Below are 20,648 nucleotides of genomic sequence, written 5' to 3'. Positions count from 1 at the left end.
CCAATTTATGTTGGTATTTTCCATCTTTATGTGAAAAAAACTATTTAATGTTTGTTTTTCCCAACAAAGATACAAAATTATACATAATTTTTCAAATTAATATGTTAGTGAATACCATCAATATAGATAAAAAATCGATTTAATGATGGTTTTTACCAACATAAAGTAAGTGTGAAATCCTATGATGAAATAAAATCAAAGTGGCAAAGAAGAAGTTGTTTACCTGTGAATGGTCTGTACCCGGTCTGGCCCTACGGAAACAATTTTGATCGGAACGTTCAATTCTTTTTCCAAAAAGTCGATATATGCGTTTAGAGCAGGAGGAAGGTCTTCCGCTTGGGTCAACTGGGTCAAATCCTTGGCCCAACCTTTCATTTCGGAATAAACGGGTGTTACGTTTTCGCTTTCAATATTATAGGGAAGGTGCTGGATTTCTTCGCCTTTATATTTATACGCTGTACAGACCTTTAGCGTTTTAAAACCACTCAAAACATCCGCTTTCATCATCATCAACTCGGTAACCCCGTTGATTTGGACCGCGTATTTTAACGCTACTAAATCCAACCAACCACAACGTCTGGGTCTTCCTGTGGTAGCACCAAATTCGTTGCCCACACGGCCCATGGTCTCTCCGTCCTTGTCAAAAAGTTCAGTAGGGAAGGGGCCACTGCCCACACGGGTGGTGTATGCCTTGAAAATACCCAAAACACGACCAATTTTATTGGGAGCCACCCCCAATCCGGTACAAGCCCCGGCAGCTGTGGTATTACTGGAGGTCACAAAGGGGTAGGTCCCAAAGTCAATGTCCAAAAGGGAACCTTGGGCGCCTTCGGCCAAAATTTTCTTGCCTTCGGCCTGTGCTTTGAAGATAAACTCTTCGCTGTCAATAAAAGTGAGCTTTTTAAGCATTTCCACAGCTTCAAAAAACTCAGCTTCCAACTCAGCCAAATCGTATTGGATATCCACATTGTAGAACCCGATCATGGCCTCATGCTTGTCGGCAAGCGTACGATATTTTGTTTTCCAGGTATCAAATTCCAAATCTCCAACCCGCATTCCGTTACGCCCGGTCTTGTCCATATAAGTAGGACCAATACCCTTAAGGGTAGATCCAATTTTGGCTTTCCCCTTGGCAGTTTCGGAAGCGGCATCCAACAAACGGTGGGTAGGTAAAATCAAATGGGCCTTTCTGGAAATCAGAAGCTTGGAGACAATATCAATATTGAACTTTTCAAGATTGTCCAGCTCCTTTTTAAAGATCACTGGATCTATGACCACCCCGTTCCCAACAACATTCACGGCATTTTTATGGAAAATTCCGGATGGAATGGTGTGCAATACATGTTTTATGCCATCAAACTCCAAGGTATGTCCTGCATTTGGACCGCCTTGAAAACGAGCTATAATATCATAATCCTTGGTAAGAACATCAACAATCTTTCCTTTTCCCTCGTCTCCCCATTGGAGTCCAAGCAATAAATCTACCATGAAATAGGTGGGTTAGTCAGTTAGGTTTTCTTCTTTGTTTCTGGTTCCGTAGAAATATAGAGAATGGTTGTTGATCTTGATATCAAAAACCTCCTCAATGGTTTTTTTGATGGATTGGATACGCGGGTCGCAAAATTCAACAACTTCGCCCGTATCCGTTAAAATAACATGGTCGTGCTGGCGATCAAAATAGGATTTTTCGTATTGGGCCTGGTTTTTCCCAAACTGATGCTTGCGTACCAATTTACAGTCCAATAGCAACTCAATGGTGTTGTAAAGGGTAGCTCGACTTACTCGATAGTTTTTGGTCTTCATTTTAATATAGAGGGATTCCACATCAAAATGGTCGTCACTATCGTAGATTTCCTGAAGAATAGCGTAACGTTCCGGAGTTTTTCGATGCCCTTTTTCCTCCAAAAAGGAAGTGAACACATTTTTTACAATTTCCTGGTTTTTATCGTTGCCCATAGCGTCTCACCAATGCTAAAGGACAAAGGTACAGCTAAAAATTAAATTCTGGATACTTTGTCTATCCCCTCTACCTGTTTCAGGTGGTTGACCAGTTTTTTAAGGATGTTGTTGTTTTTCACAACCAAGGTAATCTGGCCCGTAAAAGTTCCCCCGTCAGCACTAAAATTCAGGTTGCGCATATTCACGTGCAGGTTATCCGAGATGATGTTGGTAATCTCGTTTACCAATCCCAGATTGTCAATCCCTGTGATTCGGATGTCAGCCGTAAACTCTTCTTGCGAGGAGTCTATCCATTTGGCCGACATGATCCGGTACGCATAATTGGATTGAAGCGAAATGGCATTGGGACAGCTCTTGGTATGCACTTTTATGCCGTCGTTTACGCTTAAAAATCCAAAAACGTCATCTCCTGGAATGGGATTACAGCATTGTGACAGTTTGTAAGGCAATTTTTCCTCTTCCTTGCCAAATACGAGCATATCGTACTTGGTGGTAATCTCATCCTTGTTCACATCCTTGGGAGTAGGGTTCCTTCGGATTTTGTTTTTGAAGAAATTCAGGAAGGCATTGTGATACGAAGATGCAAAGTCCTTGATGCGCTCATTGTCTATGACCCCAATTCCTACGCGATAAAAGAGATCTAGGCTGGTTTTCAGCTTAAAGTAGGTCACCAATTTGTTCACGGTGTCCTCGTTCAAATTGATTTTTTGGGATTTTAGCTTTCGGCGAAGCACTTCTTTCCCGTCTGCCGCAATGCTTTTCTTTTCCTCACTTAGGGACGATTTGATCTTGGATCGCGCACGGGCCGTTTGGGCATAATCCAACCAACTTTGGTTGGGTTTCGCGCTTTCAGAAGTGATGATCTCCACTTGGTCCCCACTTTGAAGCGTAGATCCCAACGGAACCAATTTCCCATTAACCCGAGCACCTCGGGTCTTCATCCCAATCTCTGTATGGATGTGGAAGGCAAAATCCAAAGGGGTGGAACCTTTGGGCATGGATTTTAGATCCCCTTTTGGGGTAAATACAAAAATCTCCTTGGAATACAGATTAAGCTTGAATTCCTCCACAAAATCCACGGCATTTCCATTGGAGCCTTCAAGGGCTTCCTGTAATCGGTTGAGCCAATCCTCAATACCTTGTTCTTTTTGCTCCCCGTGCTTGTATTTAAAGTGGGCCGCATACCCTTTTTCGGCAATCTCGTGCATGCGTTCACTTCGGATTTGGACTTCTACCCATTTTCCTTTGGGCCCCATTACGGTAATGTGCAAGGCTTCGTACCCCGTTGATTTTGGAGAAGTGATCCAATCGCGCAAACGAATGGGATTGGGTGTGAAGTGGTCCGTAACAATGGAATAGATTTTCCAAGCCAGGAACTTTTCATTTTTTCGGTCGGATTTATAGATGATCCGAATGGCAAACTTGTCATAGACCTCATCAAAAGAAACGTTTTGGGCCTTCATCTTTCTCCTAATGGAAAAGATGGACTTCATTCGCCCCTTTACGTCATAGTTCAAGCCTTCCTTATCCAGGGAGTTTCTGATCACGTTGGCAAAATCATCAATATAGGCCTGCTGCTCTTCCTCCGTATCCTCAATCTTGGCTTGTATATCGTTGTAGACCTCAGGTTCGGTATATTTTAAACTGAGATCTTCCAGATGGGTTTTTATGTTATAAAGCCCAATCCTGTGTGCCAGGGGGGCATAAATGTACAGGGTCTCCGAGGCAATTTTTACCTGCTTGTGCTCGGGCATGGAATCCATGGTGAGCATATTGTGGTACCGGTCTGCAATTTTGATGATGATCACCCGTACATCGTCATGCAGGGTCAGCAGCATTTTTCTAAAGTTTTCTGCTTGCTGACTGATGTCCTTGTCCTTCTTAAGGTGGGCTATCTTGGTCAGTCCATCCACGATGCGGGCCACGGTTTCCCCGAACATACGTTCAATGTCGTCCAGGGTGTAGGGCGTATCTTCTACCACATCATGTAAAAGGGCAGAAGCAATGGAAACTGCATCCAGTCCAATTTTGGAAGCTACTATTTTGGCAACGGCTATAGGATGGAAAATATAGGCCTCCCCCGACTTCCTACGTTGATCTTTGTGGGCATCCACGGCAACGTCAAAAGCGGAGCGTATCAATTTCTTGTCCGCAGCGGTCAAGGTTTGATAACTGATACGAAGCAATTCCTTGTACTGCTTCGCGATCTCCTTGTTCTCTTTTTCTATAGCAGCCTCCGTCATATTAAATTAAAGTTAGCACAATCTTAATAGCTAACCAACAAAAATTATGCCTTTAAGTTTCTAATCCGTTCAATTAGAGGAGGGTGGGAATAATGCACAAACACGTACGCTGGATGGGGCGTGAGGTTGCTTAAATTGTTTTTGGAAAGCTTTTTTAAGGAGGTGACCAGCGGTGTGGCCGAAAATGTCATTTTGGCATAGTTATCTGCCTGAAACTCAAACTTTCTGGATAGATAATTCATGGCCAATCCAGTAATTTCGGAGATGGGGCTATAGAGCAGCACAAAGCCGATCAAGCCAGCGTGAAAACTTGGGGTGGATACCCCAATGGCCAATGAAATTTGCGGATTATTGATGAAAAGCGACAAAATGAACAAGGTCAAACCGGTCAGCAGTAATGAAACCACCAAATTGAAAATAATGTGCTTGCGTTTGTAATGACCGACCTCATGGGCCAAAATGGCTACAATTTCTTCCTCACTCAAATCATTGATCAAGGTGTCAAACAAAGTAATCCGCTTTTCCCGCCCAAATCCACTAAAATAGGCATTCGCCTTGGTTGACCGCTTGGAACCATCGATCACAAAAATGTTTTGAAGTTCAAAACCCACATGTTTGGCATAGCGTTCTATAGCTTCTTTCAAGCTTCCCTCTGTAAGTGGAGTCTGTTTGTTGAACAAAGGCACAATTAGTTTGCTATAGAACAAGTTCATGAACAGAATGACCACAGCAGCCATAATCCATGTGTACAGCCAAAAATTGGGGCCTGTCCATTGATAAAACAAGATAAACAGTGATAGGATACCACCCCCAAAAACAGCTGTGAGCACTCCAGCTTTAAGTTTGTCCAAGAAAAAGAGTTTCTTGGTGGTCTTGTTGAAACCATACTGTTCCTCTATCACAAAAGTTTGATAATAGGAAAACGGGGCACTAAGAATGCTGCTCCCCACTACAATCAGACCAAAGAACACCAAGGCCATTACAATGGGATTGTCCGATATGGAACGGGTAAACTGATCCAACCACTCAAATCCGTTCAACAACAAAAAAGCCAAGGTCACCAATAAGGAAAACCCATCTGACAAACTGCCAAATCTATAATTAGTTCGTTTATATTGCTGGGATTTTTGGTACTCCTCCCCATCAAAAACATCTTGGAGTTCTTTTGGAACTTCAGATTCAAATCTCTTGGCATTCAAGTATTCCAAAAGTTGATGGATAAGGTATTGCACCACCAAAATAACGATGATGACATAAAACAGTGTAGTTTTTTCCATAGGCTAGTATCCGCGTTGCCGCTTGGCTTCAAATATAAGTATTGCCGCGGACACGGAAACGTTCATGGAGTCAATTTCGCCTTGCATTGGAATTATAATGTTTTGATCCGAATGCTGGAGCCATGTATCGGACAAACCGGTAGCCTCGGTTCCAACCACAATGGCAGAACCACCTTGAAAATCGCATTCCACATAATTTTTGGAGGCCGTAAGGGCTGCACAGAAAATAGAAATGTTCTTCTCCTTTAAAAACTCCAGAATTTCTGTGGAGTTCCCCATGCCAATTTGGGTGGTAAATACGCATCCAACACTAGATCGGATAATGTTGGGGTTATAAAGGTCGGAGCGGGGATTGGCTATCAATACGGCATCGATATTCGCTGCATCCGCAGTACGCAACAAGGCGCCAATGTTCCCTGGTTTTTCAGGAGCTTCAGCAACCAAAACCAACGGATTTGGATTTTTAAACTGCAGATTTTCCAGTAGATGCTCCTTGCTCTCAACAACTGCTAAAACGCCCTCGGTTGTGCCCCTGTGGGCCAGTTTTTCGTAAACTGATTTGGAAAGCTGGACGTATTCGATTGTTGGATTTCTGGATATCGGATGGCTAGAAAAATCGGAAGCAATCTCGGGGTTGTACAGTAGCGTTTTTATTGTATAATCACCTTTTTGGGCCAGCTCAATTTCGCGAACTCCCTCCAATATAAAAAGGCCTGTTTTCTTTCGTTCCCGGGATTTTTCCTTTAGGAGCAGTACCTTCTTTATCAAAGGATTTTGGGTACTACTGATGGATTTGATTTCCTTCACCCCACAAAAATACATATTCTTGTAATCTCATCGGATAGCTTCCGACCAAGCATGAAATTGACCAAAAATAGAAGATGAAAAGAATAGTTCTCTTGGCAATGATTCTAATTGTTGCTTCGTGTAAACCAACCTCCAAAGAGGAAAAAAGCGCTGAAAATGTGCAAACAGAAACCGAAGTTACCGCTTCAAAATACCCTAAAATACTCGAGGCCGTTTTTACTGCCCATGGTGGCTTAAATGCATGGAAAGCCCAACGTACGTTGACCTTTGAAATGCCCAAAAGCGAATCAAGTGAAACGCATACAGTAGATTTATGGTCGCGCAAAGATCGTGTGGATACCCCGAACTTATCCATGGGTTCTGATGGCAGCCAAGTTTGGCTCTTAGATCCTGATAAAAGCTACGAGGGTGATGCCGTGTTTTACCATAACCTTATGTTTTACTTCTATGCCATGCCCTTTGTTTTGGCGGATGATGGTATAGTTTATCATGAAACGGATGATTTGGTATATGAACAAAAAAGTTACCCTGGAATTCGTATTGCCTATAATTCAGGTGTGGGAACCTCGCCCAAGGATGAATATTTTATCCATATTGACCCTGAAACTGGTCAAATGGCCTGGCTGGGGTATACAGTTACCTATAGAACAGGGGAAATATCAGAAAACGTCAAGTGGATTCGATATGATGATTGGCAGACCATTGATGGACTTGTACTCCCTAAATCCATTACATGGTACAACTATGAAGGACCAAAAATTTTGGATGCCCGAAGTACGGTTAATTTTGAAAACGTGAGCTTGGTCAAAGAAGCAAAACCCGTTGACTTTTATGCGAAACCAGAGCAGGCCGTTATTGTGGAACCCAAGAAGTATAGCTAGGAAGGCTTTAAAACCCGTACTTATTGTGATAGCTGATCAGTAGGCCTACCACGGAATTGTAGCTCTCAATTCCCTCCTCTTGATTATTGACTTTGAGGAAGGTGTTGAAGATGGATTTGAAGACAGGTTCCAGTGGATTTTCATAACGCTCCCAAAACTCACGGACTTCTTTATAATTTTTTTTGACTCCAGGATTTAATCCTGCTATCAATTGCTTGAAAGTGTCCTCATCTTTTCGGGCCAAATCGGAGAGGCAATAGCCCAAAGCATGGGAATATGCGGTATACTTAAAATAGGGGTCTTCGTTTTTAGCCGAAACCAAGAACCCAATGAAATTGGTGGCATCCTCGGCTGAATATCCCAATTGATGACCTATCTCATGTCCACTTACCGTTGGCATTCGATAGATGGGAGTAATCCCATTCACCTGCGCCTCATTTGAAAAAGGATTGAGGTATCCTCCGTAGCCCATATAGCTTAGCGGAATACTGAATATGGAGGATTTGATGCTTTTGCTTTTGTATTCAAGATAGGGGTATTTGTTTTTCAGTTGGTCATAACCTTTTTGGGTCATATCAAACACTTCCTTTCGGTCATAGGGAACTTTTACGGCAGTAATGCTGTCTCCAGTAATTTGCTCTTGAAAATGGTTGGATCGGTCAATCAAATACTGGGTAAAGTCCACCAATTGTACTTGGGTATATTCCCTTTCAATGCCCAGTTTCCAGGTAATGGGTTGTCTGTAGTAGTTCATTCCCCAGAGCAGATGAAATGCAAAATATACTATAGATAGAACCACTACAATATCCTTTAAGAAAAGCAGGGGCTTCTGCCTTATGTTCTTCCAGTTGCGGTAGAGATATTTTATGGCCAGAACAATGAGGGTTAGATACAGGAGGTCACCAAAAGAGAAGGGAATCCAACCAAATAGCATCCGTAGAAACCTGGAAATAGGTGGATAAATGCCCTCGCTATAATAGCGCTCAACCCAATTGGGATAACTTCCAACCCATTTGACCAAAATAATTTGAAGAGGTAGGGCAAGGGCAATTAAAGTTTTGACTTTGGGTCGCATAGAGTACGGATACGGGAAACAAGGCCTCTAAACTACTTCTAAATTTTTAGAATTTATATTGCGGGTTGGAGTCTTAACAAAGCTTTGTGCAAAAAACAAAAAAAGCCGAACATAGGTTCGGCTTGGTTCAATACAATTTAAGCTGTTATTCCTGAATTCCGGTAATCTCCAAGTCAAAAATCAAATCGGAATTAGGTGGGATGGGGCCACCGCCTTGGGCGCCATATCCTAGATGTGGTGGGATAAATACGCGTATTTTATCACCCACTTTCATAGTTTGCAACCCCTCTTTGAATCCTGGAATTAACCTGGCTTCAGGGCTATAATCCATTGGAGTTGGGAAATAACCGCCACCTTGCTTCCTTCGTAGGTCAAACTTGTTGAATTTGGTGGCTATCTCTTCATAATTGCTATCAAACAACAGTCCGTTGGGTAGCCATCCCGCATACATCACCAAGACCTTTTGCCCAACTTTAGGCTGCTCTCCATCCCCTTGGGTCAAAGAAAGTATTTTAAGTCCCGAAGGCAACTCCTCAGCTTGCGCTTTTTGACTTTCAAATTCAGCGGCGTAATCAGCCTTCATTTTTTCAAAAGCGGCTACCGCAGCTTCCTCCTCGGCAAAATAATCCGTCATGATTTGAACGGCATCGAAGTTTTTGGCTTCCTTGCCATTGCGTACAATTTCCACCTTGTTCATCACCACCTCATCATTGGGTTTGTTGCTTTGAGGAGCCACGGCCACATTGGCTATTGTATCCACTACTTCAATTCCACTTACTACCTCACCAAATACCGTATGTCTCCCATCCAGCCACGGGGTTTCTTTATGCGTTATAAAAAACTGACTCCCATTGGTCTTCGGGCCTGAGTTGGCCATGGATAGAATTCCCTTTTTAGAATGCTTGAGGGAGTCGTTGAATTCATCCTTGAACTTATATCCTGGATTACCCCGACCGGTTCCCATCGGGTCGCCGCCCTGAATCATAAAATCCTTCATGACCCTATGGAAAATCAAGCCATCATAGAATTTTTTGTTTTTTAGACTATCGGATACAAAGGGACTATTTCCTTCTGCCAAGGAAACAAAATTGGCCACGGTAACAGGGGTCTTCTCATGCTCCAATTTTACAATGATATCTCCTTTGTTGGTTTGGATATCAGCAAAAATGCCATCTCCCAAATCGGTATACTTGCTGGATTTACAGGCAAGTAAGGCCATGGAAAATAGCGTCATTAATACTAGGGATCGTTTCATGGTATTATGGTTTTAGATTTAGACTATCTTGATTTATTATGATTGTATGTAATTCTATGGTCGACTTCAAGGGGGTTCTAGGGCCAATTCTGTCACCATCCCCGTGATATCCATAGGCCTGCAGGGATGGAAATATGAAAGTCGCCTTTTCATTGATTTTAAGCAGTTTCACCGCATTTTGAAGTCCAGTGAACAATTGTTCTTTGTCCACTACGTAAGATGTTGGTCCAATTTCCTGGGCCGTATAAATAGTATCGTTATCCAAACTTCGCAGATTATACGAAAAGAGAATCTGGTCATTCGTTTTGGGCAAATATCGCGAGCTGTCATTTTTGGCATCAAAATAGTACCAAAACCCACTAGGACTAGCCGTATACTCATGCAATGAATCCCTTTCAATAATTTTCTGGATGATGGTTTCTTCTTGGGCCAAAAGTGCTTTGTTCCGCTCCACGGATTCCTTAAAAAAACTACCTGATTTTACTTTAACGGGCCTTCGAGGCTCTGGACCACCGCAGCTCATTAAAAACAAAATCAAAACGGACGACCAAATCGCTTTCATGGGTTTAATTCCTTTTGGTAAGTCTTTAGAATCAAGTTGAATTTATCAATAGTTTCCTCCATACTGAGCTCACTGCGCCCTCCAGCTGCGTTGTCATGTCCGCCTCCGTGAAAATGCTCTCGGGCAAATTGGTTTACTGAGAAATCCCCAATAGATCGAAATGAGATTTTGATGATACCCTCTTCCTTGTTTTCAATAAAGATGGCAGCAAAATTAATGTCTTCAAGCGTTAATCCGTAGTTTACAAAACCTTCGGTATCCCCTTTTTTGAAATCGTATTGATCTAACTCCTCTTGACTAAGGGTGATATAGGCGGTTTTCAATTCCGGGAGAATGACCATATTACCCAAAGCTACACCCAGCAAATGTAAGCGGGATGGGGAATTGGCATCAAAAACCTTCTGGTGGATCTCCATATTGGACGCCCCCTTGTCCATAAGATCGGCCACAACCCGATGCGTTCTACTGGAGGTGGTACGATATTTAAATGAACCGGTGTCCGTCATGATTCCAGTATACAGATTGGTGGCAATTTCTGGCGTAATGCTGTCCAATGCTCCCAAAAATTCTATAAAGTTATACACCATCTCACAAGTGGAACTCATGTTCACATCTGAATAGGTAACCTTGGCGTAACCATTGGGCTGCTGATGATGATCGATCATAATAAAGTCAGCCTTCTTTTCTTTTAAAGGAGTTTCCAACTGCCCAGTACGGGATAAATCGTTAAAATCCAAAGTAAAGACTACCGTAGCTTCTTCAAGAACCTTTTTAGCCTGACTGTTTTCCCTTTCATAATTTAAAATGCTGTTACAACCGGGCATCCATTTTAAGAATTTAGGAAAATCGTTGGGTGCCACCACTGTAGCCTTATGACCCTGGTCCTTCAGAAAAAAACAAAGGGCCAAACAGGAGCCAATGGCATCTCCATCAGGATTTTTATGGGGTATAATTGCGATGTTTTGGGGCTGGGAAAGAATCGACTTAACGGTCGTGATATCCTCTAAATTCATGCGCCCAAAGATACAATAATATAATATAGAGGTATGCTTTGATGCTTTATTTTTGTCCCAGTTCAAATTAATAGTATGACCCGCTTCCTTTCGTTTTTATTGTGCATAATTGCACTCGTCGCATGCAAATCAAAGCAGGAATCCACACCAAGGTCAGAAAGTCCTGGTGAAAATTCCAGTCCCACTTTTAGAATTACTTTTGGTTCCTGTAACAAACAAGATATGGACAACCCTTTTTGGGATGATATCTTGGATCTGGATCCCCAACTTTGGATTTGGGGCGGAGATAATATTTATGCGGATACGGATGATATGGAGCTTTTGAAATCGATGTATGACAAACAAAATAAGGTTGAGGGATATGCTGTATTGAAATCCAAAATTCCTGTAATTGGAACCTGGGACGATCATGATTATGGCCTGAATGATGGAGGGGAGGAGTTCATCATGAAAGATGGAAGTCAAGAACAGTTTTTAGACTTTATGGGAGTGGCTCCAGAAAGTGAAAGACGGGCTAGGAAGGGAATCTATGCAGCGCATACCTATGAAATTCCCGCTGGTAAAATAAAAGTAATGGTTTTGGACACCCGCTATTTTAGAAGTAGGCTGGAGAAAGATCCAAATCCTGAAAGAAGGTATATGCCCAATATAAAGGATGATGCTACCATTTTGGGGGATGCCCAATGGAAATGGCTTCAAAACGAATTGCAATCAACAGGGGCGGATTTCAATTTAATTGTGACAAGCATTCAATTTTTAGCCAGGGAACATGGATTTGAAGGTTGGGGCAATTTTCCAAAGGAAATTGAAAGGATGAACCAGCTCATATCCAATTCCAAGGCCAAAGGAGTTATGATTTTGTCTGGTGATAGACATATATCCGAGTTTTCCAAAACCCAATTGGAAGGCATGACCTATCCTTTGATTGACTTTACGAGTAGTGGCCTTACCCATTCCTACTCCAATTTTGAATCAGAGCCCAACCACTTTCGTGTGGGTTCGGTAACGTCGGTGCCCAGTTTTGGGCTAATTGAGTTAAACCTAGTGACCCGGGAGGCCAAGCTTAAAATAATGGGTGAAAATGGTTTGGTGCATCAAGAAATAAAACAGCAGTATTAAATCTTGCCCGTTGGTTGAAAAAGCGTAAGTTTGCGCAAAATTTTAGAAAATAATGGGAAATAGAACGTTTACCATGATCAAGCCAGATGCCGTTGAAAATGGGCATATTGGTGCTATATTGGAAAAGATTACTGGGGCTGGCTTCAAAATTGTGGCCATGAAATACACCCAGTTGAGCAAAAGAGATGCGCAAGAATTTTACGCAATCCATAAAGAGCGACCTTTCTTTGGGGAATTGGTGGAATTTATGACGCGTGGGCCAATTGTTGCCGCAATTTTGGAAAAGGATAATGCTGTGGATGATTTTCGTGCTTTGATCGGGGCAACCAACCCAGCAGAAGCTGCAGAGGGAACCATCCGTAAATTGTATGCAACCAGCATTGGTGAAAATGCCGTTCATGGTTCAGATAGTGATGAAAATGCAGCTATTGAAGGTGCTTTTCACTTTTCAGGAAGAGAAGTATTCTAAATAGCATAACGAATATACATGGAAAGCCACTCTTTTGGGTGGCTTTTTTAGTTGGAAAAAAGAAGAAGTTCCTCCTTTTTTCCTGGGGGAATCACCGTACCTACTTCCATAAGTCCAATTTTAACGAGTAGATTTCTGGATTTAACATTGCATGGAGTAGTGATACCCAGGATGGACTTCAACTTTAGATTTTGCTTGGCATGCTGCATCAAGGCTTCGCAAGCTTCATAAGTGTATCCAAATCCTTCAAAGGATGGCAAGGTGGCAAACCCAATATCCGGATGGTCCAAATAATCCCGTTGCAAGAACCCGCAGAGGCCAATAGGAATCATGGATGCCTTCAAAATTACGACGTAAAGCCCAAACCCGTAATGATTATAAGAGTGTCGTAAACTCGTTTCTATATAGTTTATGGCCTGTTTTTCGGTCTTCACCCCTCTATCTCCAATAAACTCCAACCAGTTGGGGCTGTTGAGCAGTTCCAGGATAAATTCGGAATCTTTTGGTTCTGCTTCCTGAATTCGCAATCTTTCCGATTCTATAATTGTTTTCATTGGGTTAGGAATGATTGCTATTTAACGCAGCACCAATTTTTTGACCAATTCTTTGCCCAGCTCCTCATTGAGCATTGTAATGATCTTGGATTTTCCCAAGCTTAGTTCCTCCCGCAACACGGAGGAGGACAAGGAAACATAAAGGGTTTCGTTTCTTAGTTCTACAGCTGTGGTGTAGTTGTTCACCCCATTGCCCATGAGTTTTGCCCAGGCATCCCTGGCATCCACTTTATCCATGCCTTTTTGAAGCTTGTTTTCCTTGATAAATTCGCTCAAGGCATCCCGAAGGGGCAAATGTGAGTTTTGTCTTTTAGCCATTATTTGGGAATGGATATGGGTTGAAATCGCTTATACGCATATTGTACGCCCTCCTCGTCACGGACGGTATACGAGAGCGAATCCAATTGGATTAGGGTTTCCCGTCTTTCATCCAGATTTTGTTCATAACTAAAGACAAAATACTCCTGACTTTGGATGACTTCAAAAGCTTCCGTTTGATTGGATGTTTGGTAACTGCCATCAAACTTGGGCTGCATTTTTTTTCGATAGCCTTGGGTGCCCTCCAATTGAATGAAATCAATGGTGGGATTGATACCGTAATCCTTCTGTTCACCATCTGGAAACATCACACTGCTGATTTCCCAATAGCCATTCAAATGCCGAAGTTCTTCCTTGGTAATTGCTGATTCAGCGCATCCCAGAAAGATTAAACCCAATAAAAACAGGATTGGCCACCTCATGTTACAAGGTAAAAATTTTATAGCTCTGCCGAATGTTTTTAACTACATTTTCAGTTCGCTCGGCATGCGTATCACTAATAAACAATTGCCCAAAACTCTCATTGTCTACAAGGGAAACTATTTGCGAGACCCGATGTTCATCCAGCTTGTCAAAAATGTCATCCAAAAGCAGAATGGGTGTGGTTCCGGCCTGCTCCTTTATAAAATGGAATTGAGCCAGTTTTAAGGCGATGAGAAAAGACTTTTGCTGACCTTGGCTCCCAAATTTCTTGATTGGATGCCCCGCAATGGTGAACTGTAGGTCATCTTTGTGAATGCCCACACTGGTGTATTGCAAAACCCGGTCTTTCTCCACTGCTCCTTCCAGCAATTCCAGGAGGCTTCTATCACTCAATTGGCTTTCATAGGACAAATCGATTTGTTCGTCCTTTTCTGAAATATGGGCGTATTGTTCCTTAAAAATGGGTAGAAATGATGTAATAAAGGCCAATCTTTTTTCATGGATGTTGGTTCCCAACTCGTGAAGTTGACCGTTGTAGATAGATAAGGTGTCGGGATCAAAGGTGTTGTTGGCCATAAAATACTTGAGCAAGGAATTACGCTGCACCAAAACCTTGTTGTATTTGATCAGGTCTTGCAGATATTGCTTATCCGATTGCGATATGACCCCGTCCATAAATTTTCGTCGGGTATCGCTACCCTCTATGATCAAATCCCGGTCCGAAGGAGAGATGATTACCAAGGGTAAAAATCCAATGTGTTCCGAAAATTTCTCATAGGCTTTCCCATTCCGTTTGATGACCTTTTTCATTCCCCGTTTAAAGCTGCAGATGATTTTTTCTGGACGTTCATCTTTCTCAAATTCTCCTTCGATCACAAAAAAATCAGTGCCGTGTTTAATGTTTTGGGTGGATACCGGGTTAAAATAACTCTTGCCAAAAGAAAGATGATAAATGGCGTCCAGAATGTTGGTCTTTCCAACCCCGTTATCGCCTACCAAACAATTGATTACGGGGTCGAACTCCATGATTTTGGAATCGAAATTCTTGTAATTGACTAAGGATAAATGCTTTAAAAACATGAAAAGCTAGTGCAATAATGTGTTTGGGGCGCTAATGGGACCCATAAAAGATTCCAAAAATAACGAATAAATTGCCTTTTGGTTTTGGATAAAAACTTTATTTTTGCGCGATTAATTTAATGAAGAATGGCAACATACAAGAAGCGAGGCTTTAAACCCAAAAATAAGGCTGAAGAAGTATCCATAGACGAAAACAGCACAACGGCAGAGGTGTTTAGCACCTTGGACCAAAGTGCTTCCAAAACTGAGGCTTGGGTACAGAAGAACCAAAATTTCATCTTGGGGGCCATTGGAGCTATTGCCATAGGAGTGTTGGGGTACTTGGGTTACAACGAGTTTATCCAGAAACCCAAAGAGGCCTCCGCTGCCAATGAGCTTTTTTATCCGCAGCAATATTTTGATCAAGCCTTGGCCAATGAAACTGCCAAGGATTCTTTGTTTGGATTGGCCTTGAACGGTGCAGAAGGGAAATATGGATTTTTGGATATCATTCAGGAGTATAAGGGAACCAAAGCCGCAAACTTGGCCAAATATTCTGCAGGAATGACTTATTTGAACCTACAACAATATGATGACGCCATAACCCAATTGGAGGATTTTTCTTCTGATGATGCTGTTCTGGGTGCCATGGCCAAGGGAGGTATTGGGGATGCTTTTTCCCAATTGAACCAGAAGGAGGATGCCTTGGATTACTATGAGAAAGCCATTTCACACAGTACCAATGAGTATACCACACCTAGATTTTTGTACAAAGCGGGTGTATTGGCCTTAAATCTTGGCCAAAAAGATAAGGCCATAGGTTTCTTTGAACGAATCAAGGAGGAGTTTGAAGGTTCGCAAGAAGCCAACGGCATTGACGTACTTATTGGCTTGGCCCAAAACTAACAGCATGGCCACTGAAAACAAAAACCTTTCAGTTTACGATAAATCCAAAATCCCAAATGCGAAGTCACTTCGGTTTGGGATTGTTGTTTCCGAATGGAACGAAGCCATTACCGAAGCGCTCTCTCAAGGGGCTTATGATGCCTTAATCGACTGTGGAGCGCAGCAAGAGAACATTCTGCGTTGGAGCGTTCCAGGAAGTTTTGAATTGACTTTTGGCTGCAAAAAAATGCTCATTACGGAAAAGGTAGATGCTGTAATTGCCATTGGAAGTGTCATTAGGGGAGAAACCAGCCATTTCGATTTTGTTTGTAGTGCCACGGCACAGGGAATCAAAGACCTTAATGTGGCATACGATATTCCTGTAATATTTTGCGTGTTAACAGACGATACGCTACAACAGGCTCAGGACCGAAGTGGCGGCAAACACGGCAACAAAGGTACGGAAGCGGCCATAGCAGCTATTCAGATGGCAGTGCTGGGAAGATAGTATAAACTTCAAGTTCAAACTCAAGTTCAATTTCTTCCAATATTTGATTTTGAGTTTTAAATGTTGAATGTAAAATCACAAGTATTCCCATTCAAAATCTAGAATTAATAATTTCGCATTGCGCTCACGGCTCCAAACCCCAAACACCAAAACTCAGAATCCAATTGTCAGTTCGAGCGCAGTCGAGAACGACATTAGTTCTAAGCTCTAAATTCCAAACTACAAATTCCAATTTAAGTTTGTTAGCTTTCCACTTTCCACTTTGGCATAAGCACCAAACACCAAACACCAAACACCAAACACCAAACTCCAACAATCCAAAACTCCAACAATCCAATAATCCTGTTGGCCTTGAACTTGATTCTTGAGTTTGAACTTGAACTTTGATTTTGAACTTATTTTCCGACTTTTCCCTTGTTAACATTTTTTGGCATACGCTCCAAGCCATGTTTTTCGATTTTAAGTACCTTTGAGGTTACACCGAAAAGGATGCCATGCGAAATTTTCTAAAACTTAGAAAAAACAAGACGTTTGACTACTCGCCGCGTTATTACAAGGGAGAACGCAGTCCTTATAAAATTGAACATAAACTTGATAAATTCAGAAGTACAGCACATACACAAAGAGGGATAAAAAACAAGGTGACTTCCGCAATGGATGATTTGAAGACGGAAGGGGATAGAAACCTAAGAATCCGATTCCTAATTATTGTAGCCGTATTAATATTGTTGTTTCTCTACATCATCGACTTTGATTTATCCATATTCCTGAATCCCTAATGGAGGACATCATTAAACTTTTACCAGACCATGTTGCCAATCAAATTGCAGCAGGGGAAGTGGTTCAACGCCCAGCTTCAGTGGTCAAGGAATTGTTGGAAAATGCCATTGATGCCGGAGCTACCTTGATCAAGCTGATCGTAAAGGACGGGGGCAAGTCGCTTTTGCAGGTGGTAGACAATGGCAAGGGTATGAGCGAAACGGATGCTAGGCTTTCTTTTGAACGCCATGCCACCTCCAAGATTTCCTCGGCCCAAGATCTGTTTAACCTTCAGACCAAAGGGTTTAGGGGTGAGGCTTTGGCTTCCATTGCTGCTATTGCCCATGTGGATATGTTGACCCGAATTGATACCATGGATGTGGGAACCCACATTAAAATAGAAGGCAGCAAAGTGGTGTCCCAAGAAGTAGTGGCTACCCCAAAAGGTACTTCCATTTCGGTCAAAAATCTTTTTTTCAACATCCCGGCCCGACGCAATTTCTTGAAATCGAACCAAGTGGAACTAAGGCATATAACGGATGAATTCCATAGAGTGGCGTTGGTACATCCCAATATCGAGTTTCATTTTTACAACAACGGTTCCGAGATTTTTAACCTTCCCAAAGTCAACCATAGACAACGGATAGCCCATGTTTTTGGAAGTAGGATGACCGAGCGATTGGTTCCAGTGGAAGAGGAGACCGAGGTGGTGAATATCTCAGGCTTTATCTGTAAACCTGAATTTGCCAAAAAGAGCAGGGGAGAGCAGTTTTTCTTTGCCAACAATCGATTTATCAAAAGTCCATATTTGCATCACGCGGTGGTCTCCGCTTTTGAGGGACTGATCAAGCCCGATGCTTTTCCAGGCTATTTTATTTATTTGGAGGTGGATCCCAAGTCCATCGATATTAACATACATCCCACCAAAACAGAAGTAAAATTTGATGATGAGCATGCCTTGTACGCCATGCTCCGCTCCACGGTAAAACATAGTTTGGGTCAGTTTAATGTGGCCCCGGTTCTGGATTTTGAGCACGATCCCAATTTAGATACGCCTTACGCCTATAAAGAAAAGGGAGTAGTATTGCCCAAAGTGACCGTGGATGCGGATTTCAATCCTTTTCAGGATACTGTAAAGACTACATCTGGCAAACCTGCTTTCCAAAAGCAAAGCGCCAAGGGCTGGGAGAATTTGTACCAAGGGTTGGACATGGAGGAGACGGGTGGATTCAGCAGCGTTGAAATTGAAACAGATACGGTCGTCCAAGGGGTCATGTATTCCGAAGATGAGATGGATGCCCAAGCGGGAACAACCTTCCAATTGCAGCGGAAATATGTGGTAAGTACCATTAAATCCGGTTTGTTGGTGGTTCATCAGAATCGGGCTCATGAACGTATCCTTTTTGAAAAATTTCTGGGCGAGATTACCGTAAAGGAAGGGGTAAGTCAGCAGTTGCTATTTCCTTTGGAACTTTCATTTTCCAAACAAGATTTAGCAGTATTGACGGAGGTAAGGGAAAGTTTATACAATGTTGGATTTGCCTTTGAAGATTTGGATCAGGAAACTGTAAAAGTGACAGGAGTACCCATAATGGTGTCCGAAAGTGGAATTGGCACGGTATTGGATCGCTTAATTGCGGATTACAAAGAGGGGTATCAGGAAGGTTCCATTTCCCAGGCCGAATTGCTGGCCGAGGCACTTTCCCGAAATTTGGCGGTAAAGACAGGAGACGTATTGGACCATGAATCGCAGTTGGCCTTGGTGAACAATCTTTTTGGATGTAAGGAACCCACTTTGAGTCCCAGACAAAAACAAATATATACCATCATCTCCGAAGGGGATATAGATAAAAAATTGAACTAAATGGGTAGATTGACCGAGGCAGTTAAGCATATATTGATTATCAATGTCATCTTGTTTTTTGCCACCCAATTGTACGGAGATCAAATGTACCAGTTGCTGTCGCTGTGGTTTCCCGAAAACAGCAACTTTGAATGGTGGCAGATTATCTCCCACATGTTTATGCATGGAGGTCTTATGCATATTGTTTTTAATATGTACGCATTATGGGCTTTTGGAACACCCTTGGAACAGGTTTGGGGAAGGAACAAGTTTTTGTTTTTCTATTTTTCCGCGGGATTGGGATCGGCGATGCTGCATTCAGCAGTGAATTTCTATCTATTTAATGAGGGATTAAGTGCTTTGGTAGATGCAGGAATGACCAAGAGTCAGGTTCTGGAAATATTGGGTAGGGGACAATACAGCCCAGATTGGTATAATCTAGCCTCCAAAAGTACTATTGACAACTTTTTAAGTGCATATAACACTCCAGCGGTAGGAGCTTCGGGAGCCATTTATGGTATTTTGGTGGCTTTCGCGTTTATGTATTCTGAGGCACGACTGATGCTCATTTTTCTTCCAGTTCCCATTAAAGCCAAGTATTTTGTGCCATTGTTGTTATTGGGGGATTTAATTTTTGGAATTGGAAACGTGAATACCGGGGTGGCCCATTTTGCTCATATTGGGGGCGCATTGATTGGATTTATTATGATGTGGTACTGGAAAAAGAATCAGTTCAACCAAAACCGATGGGATTAAAACATGGCTAGCGGAGGAATAAAATATTATATGGCTCGGCTTAACATAGCAGAAAAGCTTATTGGAATCAATGTGCTCGTGTTTATTGCTTCCGGTTTGTTGGCCGTATTGTTTGGCATTCCCAAGGACGCTGTACTCAATTGGTTCGAACTCCCTGAAGACATCAACGAGTTCATCACCAAGCCTTGGACCTTGGTCACTTATTCCTTTTTCCACGGAAGCTTGGGGCATATTTTTTGGAATATGTTGTTACTCTATTTCTTTGGAAGGATTTTTTTGAACCTTTTTGACAACCAAAGGTTCCTCAATGTATACTTTCTTGGGGTCATCTTTGGGGGCTTGCTGTTTATGCTGGGGTACAATGTATTTCCTATGCTGTTGTCAACCAACGCCATTTTAATAGGGGCTTCCGCAGGGGTCTCTGCCGTTTTGATTTTTGTTTGCGCATACATTCCTTCTCGTGAAGTACGAATCATATTTTTCAATATTAAACTCTGGCAATTGGCCGTTTTTGTGGTATTGAAAGATGTTATCTCCCTGTCCATGGGCAGCAATGTTGGCGGGATGCTTGCACACTTTGGAGGTATTTTACTGGGCTATGTGTATGCCACGCAACTTTTAAAGGGGAACGATATCGGTTCTGGATTTACCAAACTCTGGAATGGGATAGCCCAGCTTTTTAAACCAAGGGAAAAGAATGCTCCGCTGAAAACAGTCTACAAAAAGAAGGCTTCCAAAAACAAGACCAAGGTCGACTACGACAAGGCAGCACATCAAAAGAAGATAGACGACATCTTGGATAAAATAAGTAAATCTGGCTACGAGAGTTTGTCCAAGGCCGAAAAGGATTTTTTGTTCAAAGCAGGTAAAGAGGATTGACAGG

23 protein-coding genes are annotated in these 20,648 nt (G+C 42.3%); 10 read left to right on the top strand and 13 right to left on the bottom strand.

From position 1 onward, the window contains the following. Positions 1-219: 219 nt before the first annotated feature. Genes ACOOE0_RS17835 through ACOOE0_RS17815 form a run of 5 tightly spaced genes read right to left on the bottom strand, consistent with a single transcriptional unit; the run spans position 220 to position 6,301 of the window. On the bottom strand, positions 220-1,488 hold the full coding sequence (locus ACOOE0_RS17835; protein WP_420400261.1) for an adenylosuccinate synthase: 1,269 nt from the start codon (positions 1,486-1,488) through the stop codon (positions 220-222). Between the two features lie 12 nt (positions 1,489-1,500). Continuing rightward, on the bottom strand, positions 1,501-1,956 hold the full coding sequence (locus ACOOE0_RS17830; RefSeq protein WP_420400260.1) for a Fur family transcriptional regulator: 456 nt from the start codon (positions 1,954-1,956) through the stop codon (positions 1,501-1,503). Positions 1,957-1,997: 41 nt separating this feature from the next. Continuing rightward, on the bottom strand, positions 1,998-4,202 hold the full coding sequence (locus tag ACOOE0_RS17825) for a RelA/SpoT family protein (protein ID WP_420400259.1): 2,205 nt from the start codon (positions 4,200-4,202) through the stop codon (positions 1,998-2,000). Between the two features lie 44 nt (positions 4,203-4,246). Next, a complete protein-coding gene (locus tag ACOOE0_RS17820; RefSeq protein ID WP_420400258.1) occupies positions 4,247-5,479 on the bottom strand; it encodes a M48 family metallopeptidase in 1,233 nt (410 codons plus the stop codon). A 3-nt stretch (positions 5,480-5,482) separates the two neighbouring features. After that, entirely contained in the window at positions 5,483-6,301 is an 819-nt protein-coding gene (locus tag ACOOE0_RS17815) for a TrmH family RNA methyltransferase (RefSeq protein ID WP_420400257.1), read from the bottom strand. A 59-nt stretch (positions 6,302-6,360) separates the two neighbouring features. Between ACOOE0_RS17815 and ACOOE0_RS17810 the strand changes: the two genes are divergently transcribed. Next, positions 6,361-7,167, top strand: a complete 807-nt coding sequence (locus ACOOE0_RS17810) for a DUF6503 family protein (protein ID WP_420400256.1) — start codon at positions 6,361-6,363, stop codon at positions 7,165-7,167. Between the two features lie 7 nt (positions 7,168-7,174). Here ACOOE0_RS17810 and ACOOE0_RS17805 read toward each other — a convergent pair whose 3' ends face one another. The 4 genes from ACOOE0_RS17805 to ACOOE0_RS17790 all read right to left on the bottom strand — a co-directional run bounded on the left by ACOOE0_RS17805 (position 7,175) and on the right by ACOOE0_RS17790 (position 11,072). After that, on the bottom strand, positions 7,175-8,242 hold the full coding sequence (locus ACOOE0_RS17805; protein WP_420400255.1) for a DUF3810 domain-containing protein: 1,068 nt from the start codon (positions 8,240-8,242) through the stop codon (positions 7,175-7,177). A gap of 145 nt (positions 8,243-8,387) precedes the next feature. Beyond that, complete coding sequence (locus tag ACOOE0_RS17800) at positions 8,388-9,497, bottom strand: peptidylprolyl isomerase (protein ID WP_420400254.1); 1,110 nt, start codon at positions 9,495-9,497, stop codon at positions 8,388-8,390. Between the two features lie 4 nt (positions 9,498-9,501). After that, positions 9,502-10,059: a gliding motility-associated peptidyl-prolyl isomerase GldI gene (gldI, locus tag ACOOE0_RS17795; protein ID WP_420400253.1), complete on the bottom strand. Its 558-nt coding sequence runs from the start codon at positions 10,057-10,059 to the stop codon at positions 9,502-9,504. Continuing rightward, on the bottom strand, positions 10,056-11,072 hold the full coding sequence (locus ACOOE0_RS17790) for a DHH family phosphoesterase (protein ID WP_420400252.1): 1,017 nt from the start codon (positions 11,070-11,072) through the stop codon (positions 10,056-10,058). The genes gldI and ACOOE0_RS17790 overlap by 4 nt, the downstream gene beginning before the upstream one ends. Before the next feature lie 75 nt (positions 11,073-11,147). Here ACOOE0_RS17790 and ACOOE0_RS17785 point away from each other — a divergent pair, with 75 nt between their 5' ends. Continuing rightward, the gene (locus tag ACOOE0_RS17785) at positions 11,148-12,191 is read left to right on the top strand and encodes an alkaline phosphatase D family protein (RefSeq protein WP_420400251.1); all 1,044 of its coding nucleotides are present in this window, start codon (positions 11,148-11,150) and stop codon (positions 12,189-12,191) included. Positions 12,192-12,240: 49 nt separating this feature from the next. Continuing rightward, positions 12,241-12,660 carry a nucleoside-diphosphate kinase gene (locus tag ACOOE0_RS17780; RefSeq protein ID WP_420402240.1) on the top strand — a complete coding sequence of 140 codons (420 nt, stop codon included), beginning with the start codon at positions 12,241-12,243 and terminating at the stop codon, positions 12,658-12,660. Between the two features lie 47 nt (positions 12,661-12,707). Here ACOOE0_RS17780 and ACOOE0_RS17775 read toward each other — a convergent pair whose 3' ends face one another. Both ACOOE0_RS17775 and ACOOE0_RS17770 read right to left on the bottom strand, forming a co-directional pair. Continuing rightward, positions 12,708-13,214: a GNAT family N-acetyltransferase gene (locus ACOOE0_RS17775; protein WP_420400250.1), complete on the bottom strand. Its 507-nt coding sequence runs from the start codon at positions 13,212-13,214 to the stop codon at positions 12,708-12,710. Positions 13,215-13,235: 21 nt separating this feature from the next. After that, positions 13,236-13,490, bottom strand: coding sequence for a DUF721 domain-containing protein (locus ACOOE0_RS17770; RefSeq protein WP_420402239.1), 255 nt, complete (start codon positions 13,488-13,490; stop codon positions 13,236-13,238). Between ACOOE0_RS17770 and ACOOE0_RS17765 the strand changes: the two genes are divergently transcribed. Next, positions 13,481-13,528: an H-X9-DG-CTERM domain-containing protein gene (locus tag ACOOE0_RS17765; protein WP_420402238.1), complete on the top strand. Its 48-nt coding sequence runs from the start codon at positions 13,481-13,483 to the stop codon at positions 13,526-13,528. The genes ACOOE0_RS17770 and ACOOE0_RS17765 overlap by 10 nt on opposite strands. A gap of 3 nt (positions 13,529-13,531) precedes the next feature. Here ACOOE0_RS17765 and ACOOE0_RS17760 read toward each other — a convergent pair whose 3' ends face one another. After that, a complete protein-coding gene (locus ACOOE0_RS17760; protein ID WP_420400249.1) occupies positions 13,532-13,954 on the bottom strand; it encodes a hypothetical protein in 423 nt (140 codons plus the stop codon). A 1-nt stretch (position 13,955) separates the two neighbouring features. Then, positions 13,956-15,035, bottom strand: coding sequence for a DNA replication/repair protein RecF (recF, locus tag ACOOE0_RS17755; protein WP_420400248.1), 1,080 nt, complete (start codon positions 15,033-15,035; stop codon positions 13,956-13,958). 126 nt (positions 15,036-15,161) lie between these two features. On the opposite strand from recF, the gene ACOOE0_RS17750 reads away from it, so the two are divergent. The 6 genes from ACOOE0_RS17750 (at position 15,162) to ACOOE0_RS17725 (ending at position 20,644) form a co-directional block, all read left to right on the top strand. Continuing rightward, entirely contained in the window at positions 15,162-15,920 is a 759-nt protein-coding gene (locus ACOOE0_RS17750) for a tetratricopeptide repeat protein (RefSeq protein WP_420400247.1), read from the top strand. Positions 15,921-15,924: 4 nt separating this feature from the next. Beyond that, positions 15,925-16,407: a 6,7-dimethyl-8-ribityllumazine synthase gene (gene ribH, locus ACOOE0_RS17745; protein WP_420400246.1), complete on the top strand. Its 483-nt coding sequence runs from the start codon at positions 15,925-15,927 to the stop codon at positions 16,405-16,407. A 494-nt stretch (positions 16,408-16,901) separates the two neighbouring features. Beyond that, on the top strand, positions 16,902-17,186 hold the full coding sequence (locus ACOOE0_RS17740) for a riboflavin synthase subunit beta (protein ID WP_420400245.1): 285 nt from the start codon (positions 16,902-16,904) through the stop codon (positions 17,184-17,186). After that, entirely contained in the window at positions 17,186-19,030 is a 1,845-nt protein-coding gene (mutL, locus tag ACOOE0_RS17735; RefSeq protein WP_420400244.1) for a DNA mismatch repair endonuclease MutL, read from the top strand. Before ACOOE0_RS17740 ends, mutL begins: the two co-directional genes overlap by 1 nt. Further along, positions 19,031-19,765, top strand: coding sequence for a rhomboid family intramembrane serine protease (locus ACOOE0_RS17730; RefSeq protein ID WP_420400243.1), 735 nt, complete (start codon positions 19,031-19,033; stop codon positions 19,763-19,765). A 3-nt stretch (positions 19,766-19,768) separates the two neighbouring features. After that, positions 19,769-20,644, top strand: coding sequence for a rhomboid family intramembrane serine protease (locus ACOOE0_RS17725; RefSeq protein ID WP_420400242.1), 876 nt, complete (start codon positions 19,769-19,771; stop codon positions 20,642-20,644). The last annotated feature ends 4 nt before the right edge of the window (positions 20,645-20,648 follow it).

The organism is Flagellimonas sp. (genome assembly GCF_965215805.1).
In the GTDB taxonomy this organism is placed as follows: domain Bacteria; phylum Bacteroidota; class Bacteroidia; order Flavobacteriales; family Flavobacteriaceae; genus Flagellimonas.
The sequence above is the reverse complement of the archived record's forward strand: the minus strand, read 5'-3'. Positions and strand labels throughout refer to the sequence as shown.

What these genes read in the sequence shown, in the direction of transcription:
- ACOOE0_RS17835 (WP_420400261.1), bottom strand. Translation starts at nt 1,488, where the DNA reads ATGGTAGATTTATTGCTTGGACTCCAATGGGGAGACGAGGGAAAAGGA.
- ACOOE0_RS17830 (WP_420400260.1), bottom strand. Translation starts at nt 1,956, where the DNA reads ATGGGCAACGATAAAAACCAGGAAATTGTAAAAAATGTGTTCACTTCC.
- ACOOE0_RS17825 (WP_420400259.1), bottom strand. Translation starts at nt 4,202, where the DNA reads ATGACGGAGGCTGCTATAGAAAAAGAGAACAAGGAGATCGCGAAGCAG.
- ACOOE0_RS17820 (WP_420400258.1), bottom strand. Translation starts at nt 5,479, where the DNA reads ATGGAAAAAACTACACTGTTTTATGTCATCATCGTTATTTTGGTGGTG.
- ACOOE0_RS17815 (WP_420400257.1), bottom strand. Translation starts at nt 6,301, where the DNA reads ATGTATTTTTGTGGGGTGAAGGAAATCAAATCCATCAGTAGTACCCAA.
- ACOOE0_RS17810 (WP_420400256.1), top strand. Translation starts at nt 6,361, where the DNA reads ATGAAAAGAATAGTTCTCTTGGCAATGATTCTAATTGTTGCTTCGTGT.
- ACOOE0_RS17805 (WP_420400255.1), bottom strand. Translation starts at nt 8,242, where the DNA reads ATGCGACCCAAAGTCAAAACTTTAATTGCCCTTGCCCTACCTCTTCAA.
- ACOOE0_RS17800 (WP_420400254.1), bottom strand. Translation starts at nt 9,497, where the DNA reads ATGAAACGATCCCTAGTATTAATGACGCTATTTTCCATGGCCTTACTT.
- gldI (WP_420400253.1), bottom strand. Translation starts at nt 10,059, where the DNA reads ATGAAAGCGATTTGGTCGTCCGTTTTGATTTTGTTTTTAATGAGCTGC.
- ACOOE0_RS17790 (WP_420400252.1), bottom strand. Translation starts at nt 11,072, where the DNA reads ATGAATTTAGAGGATATCACGACCGTTAAGTCGATTCTTTCCCAGCCC.
- ACOOE0_RS17785 (WP_420400251.1), top strand. Translation starts at nt 11,148, where the DNA reads ATGACCCGCTTCCTTTCGTTTTTATTGTGCATAATTGCACTCGTCGCA.
- ACOOE0_RS17775 (WP_420400250.1), bottom strand. Translation starts at nt 13,214, where the DNA reads ATGAAAACAATTATAGAATCGGAAAGATTGCGAATTCAGGAAGCAGAA.
- ACOOE0_RS17760 (WP_420400249.1), bottom strand. Translation starts at nt 13,954, where the DNA reads ATGAGGTGGCCAATCCTGTTTTTATTGGGTTTAATCTTTCTGGGATGC.
- recF (WP_420400248.1), bottom strand. Translation starts at nt 15,035, where the DNA reads ATGTTTTTAAAGCATTTATCCTTAGTCAATTACAAGAATTTCGATTCC.
- ACOOE0_RS17750 (WP_420400247.1), top strand. Translation starts at nt 15,162, where the DNA reads ATGGCAACATACAAGAAGCGAGGCTTTAAACCCAAAAATAAGGCTGAA.
- ribH (WP_420400246.1), top strand. Translation starts at nt 15,925, where the DNA reads ATGGCCACTGAAAACAAAAACCTTTCAGTTTACGATAAATCCAAAATC.
- ACOOE0_RS17740 (WP_420400245.1), top strand. Translation starts at nt 16,902, where the DNA reads ATGCGAAATTTTCTAAAACTTAGAAAAAACAAGACGTTTGACTACTCG.
- mutL (WP_420400244.1), top strand. Translation starts at nt 17,186, where the DNA reads ATGGAGGACATCATTAAACTTTTACCAGACCATGTTGCCAATCAAATT.
- ACOOE0_RS17730 (WP_420400243.1), top strand. Translation starts at nt 19,031, where the DNA reads ATGGGTAGATTGACCGAGGCAGTTAAGCATATATTGATTATCAATGTC.
- ACOOE0_RS17725 (WP_420400242.1), top strand. Translation starts at nt 19,769, where the DNA reads ATGGCTAGCGGAGGAATAAAATATTATATGGCTCGGCTTAACATAGCA.